The organism is Gordonia sp. (in: high G+C Gram-positive bacteria) (assembly GCF_020438995.1).
Classification (GTDB): domain Bacteria; phylum Actinomycetota; class Actinomycetes; order Mycobacteriales; family Mycobacteriaceae; genus Gordonia.
In genome coordinates this window covers 1-5,247 of sequence record NZ_JAGQTN010000073.1, presented here as the reverse complement: position 1 = coordinate 5,247, position 5,247 = coordinate 1, and the positions used below count along the sequence as shown (strand labels likewise).

The following is a 5,247-nucleotide window of genomic DNA, read 5'->3' as shown; positions in this document are numbered from 1 at the left end:
TGTTCACCCTCGGCTACATCGAGACCAACTCGAGTGCGTACACCCTGTTCGACAGTGTGTCGAACCTGATCGCCCAGTACCTGGCCGCGCAGGATTCGGATCCGGCACTGGCCGCCCGGTTCGACGACCTCATCGCCCACGACACACCCGATCTGAGCGGGGGCCTGTCCCTGGTCAGGTCCGATCGGCACCGAGGCTATATCGACTCGAAGGCGATCCGGAAGACCATTGACCGCGTTGTCTCCGAAACCGGTTGTCGTCCACTCATTCCGGGATTTGAGGATTCGCTGCGCACACGCCCGGCAACCACTGCGGGGTGAGTCTCGTAGCCGGATCGGGAACTTCTCGGCCGCGAGTTCGGCGGCGTGATTGAATACGCCTGTGTACCGACTCGGGCTCCAGACCATTCGTTTCGCGGTCTGCGGTCTCGTGTTGCTGGTGATGTTCGCTGCCGCACCGGTGCACGCCGCACCCGGTGCACCGCGCATCGAGTCCGGCCCGCCGACCGACCACGCCTGCCTGCCGCTGGTGTTCGGAACCACCGGCGTCCTGGGTGTCGACGATCAGGCTCCGCCGCTGGCCGCCGTCACCGGGCAGGGTACGTGGGGTGCGCCCGCACCGGCCGCGCTGAAACTGCCGTCGCGAATTCTGCTCAAGGACACCCGGAACACGGTGTCCGCGAATCATGCGCTCGCCCTGCGCGGGGGGCGCCTGTTCGCGCGACGGGCGACACACGGTGTTCCCGACAAGGGTTCGATCTGGCGTGAGGTGAATCTGCCGGAGTGCCTGCGCGGCAAGCTCACCGGAATCTCCGCCGACCGGAATCTGCTGCTCGCCGTCGGCCCGGGCGGGCAGGTGTACAGCCACAGCATGCCGGGCGGCGACCTGAATCCCGGCCGGTGGACGTGGCGTTGGGGACCGTACCTCTGGATGGGTTCGGGGGCCCGGCTGCCGTCGGACCTGGTGCGGTTCGCCACTTCCGACCTGTCCAAGCCGGACACCTTCACCGACAGTGCCGGGCGGCGCCACCAGCCGATCGGTGTGGCCACCCTGTTTCTCCTGCTCGATCAGGGGCGCCGCATCACCTATCTCGATCCGTGGTTGCCGACGGACTCCAGCCGCGAGGTGTGCCTGCCGAACGCCGGCACATCGCAGTTGGCCGGTATGGATGCGACTGGTTCGACGCTGCTGGTCGCGACCAGGTCGGGGGAGCTCTTCACCCGGATGTACGACTTCGATCTGACCGGCGCCAATGCCGTTCTCGGCAAGTACACCTGGCGGACCGGCAGGCCCGCCGACCCGGCGTCGTGGCAGTTGCCGATCCCCGACTGGAAGCGCCAACCCACCCCGCCCGGCACGTTCACCGACCGGGTGGCGATCGTCTCGACCGGACTCGATGCCCGTGACCGCGAACTGCGCGTCGAAGGCCGCAATGCCGGCGCGACCGGTGTGTGGGTGAAGCGTATCGACGCCTCGCAGTGGCGGTTCGTCCGGACCGGCGCGGCCTTGACCGGACGTCCGCTGCCGGCCTCATCGACCCCGATCACCCGCCCGGCCCGCCGCTACCTGGGCACTATGGGTGGTGCGACCGCCGAGATCGCCGCCTTCGACTGGGCGTGCACGCCCACCGAGGTTCGCGTCACTGTCGGCAGGGGCGCCGAGCTGACCTTGCTGCTGCACGCCTACGACGGCATGCGGCAGTCGCCGCGCCCTCGTGGCCTGACCGACGACCCGCGCGAATGCAATGCGGCACTGGAGGTTCCGAAGGCCACCTGGGATCGGCTCGATCAGGCGGACCCGAGGGTACGGGCGTGGGTCAGGGTGAACCTAACCGGACGATTCACCGTCAACCCGGTGTCGGTGACGGCCACCCGGCTCCGCTTCCGAGGTACCTGCTGGAATCTGACCCTGAACGGGAAACCCGCACGCCCCGACGATGTTTCGCAGTTCGACCTGGGCGAGACCGTTGAACACGGAATACGCAATAGACCTTGCTGATAGTTCTGGAATCCGGAACTGAGGGCAACGTTTGCGCAGGCGTCGACCGGACGATCAGACGGATTCGACGACGGTTGTCTGCGTGCCTTCCACGAGGATTGCCTGGTCGTCGTTGAGAAAGGTCAGCTGATGCCGGGGCGAATAGGTCTGATTGATCTTGACGAAGAGTTCCGGCGGGAAGAGGTCGACCTTGCTGTCTGCGTGGCGCACGATCGCCGTGTCGATGAAACCGAGACCGCGATAGTCGGTGAGATCCGGTGCACTTGCCGGATCGTCCATGAGTGACACGGGTTCGATGCTGGAACCGGCGATCACCGCTCCCGCGGACAGCCCGATATAGGGTAACGATGTCGAATTCCCTTCGCCGGCAAGGACTTTGTCGACGAGTACGTCGTCGAGTCCGTGCCGACGCAGATTGGCCAGCAGAACGAAGGTCTCGCCACCGCACACATACAGCGCGTCGAGCTCGTCGAGAATGGCGGCGAATTCGCCGGCGGAGTCGATGTCACCCGCGGTGATGGTGCGGGGCCGGTAGCCGAGTTCTTCGAGGCGGCCATGCTCGGTACCGGCGAAGTCCTCTCCGGCGAAGGGCAGCATCGCATCGTTGAGATAGCCGAGCCGGATGTCCGCCGGTGCTTTTCCGGTGTGCCGGTCAAGGAATCCCGGAAGCGCTCCCGCACCCCACGACAACAACAAGGCCTTCACGTGTCAGCTCCTGTCTTCGCATCCGACGCCCGGACCAGCCTACTCACCGGGCATCCGCTCGGTGCGATCCGCTGTCATTGCCGGGTGCCGTGTGACGACCTTTCACCTTCTGACGCAGCGGTATTCGACAAGGAATACACGAACAGGCAGGAGCCCTCCTGATCAGCAAGGGGCGAAACGGATTACGGACCGCTGAACCGGCTCCGGTATATGGTCGGCGTCGTCCCGTAGCGGGCGACGAAGTTCTGCCGAAAGGTCACGACACTGAGGAATCCGCACTCGGCCGCCACCCGGGCGATCGGCCACGTGGTGACCTCGAGCAGCCTTCGCGCTTCGTCGAGTCGTTGCATCCGCAACCAGCGCGCCGGGCTTAACCCGGTTATCTCACGGAAACGCCGGGAGAAGTTTCTCGGGCTCATCGCCGACCGCTCCGCCAATGCCTCGACGGTCAGCGGCTGATCGAGGTGCCCGAGCGCCCAAGAGATGGTGTCTCCGAGCGGACTGGCCTCGAGCGTGACGATCGGACGGTGAATGTACTGTGCCTGACCGCCATCCCGGTGCGGCGCGACCACCAGGAACCGGGCGATGTATGTCGCCACGTCGGATCCGAGTTCAGAGCGCACGATGTGCAGACTCGCATCGATCGCCGAAGCCGTTCCGGCGGAGGTCAAGACGTCGCCGTGATCGATGTACAGCGAGTCCGCATCGACCTGTACGTCCGGATAGCGCTGTGCCAGGAACTCCGCGGCGGCCCAGTGCGTGGTCGCCGACCATCCGTCGAGGATGCCGGCCGCGGCGACCGGGAACGCCCCCAAGCACAGTCCGGCGATCCGCGCCCCACGCCGATGAGCGCGGGTGATCACCTCGAGAAGCCCATCGCCGGGGTCGGGGAATGCCATCGGCCACGACGGAAAGACCAGGAGATCGGCGTCGTCGGCGGCCTCCGCGCCGGCCAGGTTGCCGAGGGACTGGCCTTCGCAGGTGGTCACCGGACCGTCCTCGGATGTCCATGCGTGCACCGACCAGCCGGCGTCCTGGATCTGCCGTGACACCTCGCCGAAGACGAGCAACGGTGCGGCGAGGTGGAACAGGGTGATCCCGGTGAAGGCGTGGACGGCGATACGCAACGATTCTGTCCTGAACTCATCGAAGGTGTGCAGATATGCCACTCACTGTAGGTGGCGTTCCCCGTCGAGACTGGTACCAAACGGCAACCGCGCTGCGGGGCGGGCAAGAGTTGTAGATGAGCAGGGGAGTTGTGGATGAGCAGGGCGACGATCACACACATCGGGGGACCGACGGTTCTCATCGAAGTCGGCGGGTGGCGGATTCTCACCGATCCGACCTTCGATCCGCCCGGTGAACACTGGAACTTCGGATGGGGCGCCACATCCCGCAAACTGGCGGGCCCGGCGATCGCACCCACCGACATCGGCCCGATCGACATCGTGCTGCTCAGTCACGACCATCACGGCGACAACCTCGACCACGCCGGACGGGAGATGCTGTCGCGCGCCGGAACGGTGGTGACGACGATTCCGGGGAAGCGACGGCTCGGCCATGGGGATACCGTCGGATTGGCACCCTGGGCAAGCGTTGAATCGGCGAAGTCGGGGGCGCCCACTCTTGAGATCGTCGCGACACCGGCCCGGCACGGACCACCCGGCAGCAGACCGATCGTCGGCGCGGTGATCGGTTTCGTCCTCCGCTGGAAGGGGCAGGAGAACGGGGTGCTGTGGATCTCCGGTGACACGGTTCTGTTCGACGGTGTGCGTGAGGTGGGGCGGCGTTTCACCGTCGGCACCGCCGTGATCCACCTGGGCGGTGTCCGGTTCCCGATCAGCGGGCCGTTGCGCTACACGATGACCGCCGAGGATGCCGTCCACCTCGGCCGGCAGCTGAATCCGCAGACCATCGTTCCTGTTCATTGCGAGGGGTGGAAGCACTTCCGGCAGGATCAGTCGGCGGCGCGTGACATCCTCGCAAGTTCAGAACTCGGTGGTTCGGTGCTGTGGTTGGAACCAGGTACGCCGACAGAGGTGACGGTCTGAGTGTGGGTTCTCGGCGAGAATCCGGTTGAGCCGGGCGGCCTGTTTGGTCAGGTGGAACATTTCGGCCTGATTGGTCGCCGCGCGTGCGGCCGTCGAGTACAGCGTGGCCGCGGTGGCCAGGTCACCGGCCCGTTCATGGAGGTGCGCGGCGACGGCGTCACGCCGCGGCGTACCGGCTGCGACGCCGTCGAGTGCCGTCAAACCCGCCTGCGGTCCGTCGGCCTCACCGATCGCGACGGCCCGGTTGAGCAGGACCACCATTCCGCCGGAGAAACGCAGCAACTCGTCGTACCAGGACGCGATCTGCGGCCAGTCGGTTTCTCCGGCGTGGGCGGCGTCGTCGTGTAAGGCGGCGATAGCGGCCTGCGCCTGATACTCGCCGAGCCGGTCGCGCGCCAGCGTCCGCTGCAGGATGCCGACGCCCTCGGTGATCATCGCGGTGTCCCAGCGTGAGCGGTCCTGCTCGGCGAGCGGAACGATCTCACCGTCCGGC

5 protein-coding genes and 1 pseudogene are annotated in these 5,247 nt (G+C 66.3%); 3 read left to right on the top strand and 3 right to left on the bottom strand.

Annotated features, from left to right (window positions below; all coding sequences use genetic code 11):
* Positions 1–320 (top strand): annotated as a pseudogene (locus KDB67_RS06410) (NAD(P)/FAD-dependent oxidoreductase); the annotation flags it as partial.
* Positions 321–438: 118 nt separating this feature from the next.
* Positions 439–1,998, top strand: coding sequence for a hypothetical protein (locus KDB67_RS06405; RefSeq protein WP_291013826.1), 1,560 nt, complete (start codon positions 439–441; stop codon positions 1,996–1,998).
* A 54-nt stretch (positions 1,999–2,052) separates the two neighbouring features.
* On the opposite strand, the gene KDB67_RS06400 is transcribed toward KDB67_RS06405, so the two are convergent.
* Together KDB67_RS06400 and KDB67_RS06395 are read right to left on the bottom strand one after the other, a co-directional pair.
* Positions 2,053–2,703: a Type 1 glutamine amidotransferase-like domain-containing protein gene (locus KDB67_RS06400; RefSeq protein ID WP_291013823.1), complete on the bottom strand. Its 651-nt coding sequence runs from the start codon at positions 2,701–2,703 to the stop codon at positions 2,053–2,055.
* A gap of 182 nt (positions 2,704–2,885) precedes the next feature.
* Positions 2,886–3,872, bottom strand: coding sequence for a helix-turn-helix domain-containing protein (locus KDB67_RS06395; RefSeq protein WP_324383564.1), 987 nt, complete (start codon positions 3,870–3,872; stop codon positions 2,886–2,888).
* A gap of 93 nt (positions 3,873–3,965) precedes the next feature.
* On the opposite strand from KDB67_RS06395, the gene KDB67_RS06390 reads away from it, so the two are divergent.
* The gene (locus tag KDB67_RS06390; protein WP_291013820.1) at positions 3,966–4,754 is read left to right on the top strand and encodes an MBL fold metallo-hydrolase; all 789 of its coding nucleotides are present in this window, start codon (positions 3,966–3,968) and stop codon (positions 4,752–4,754) included.
* On the opposite strand, the gene KDB67_RS06385 is transcribed toward KDB67_RS06390, so the two are convergent.
* Positions 4,692–5,247, bottom strand: a 556-nt coding sequence (locus KDB67_RS06385) for a DUF6596 domain-containing protein (RefSeq protein ID WP_366851860.1), incomplete at its 5' end; no start/stop codon positions are given. The two genes, KDB67_RS06390 and KDB67_RS06385, sit on opposite strands and share 63 nt — an antisense overlap.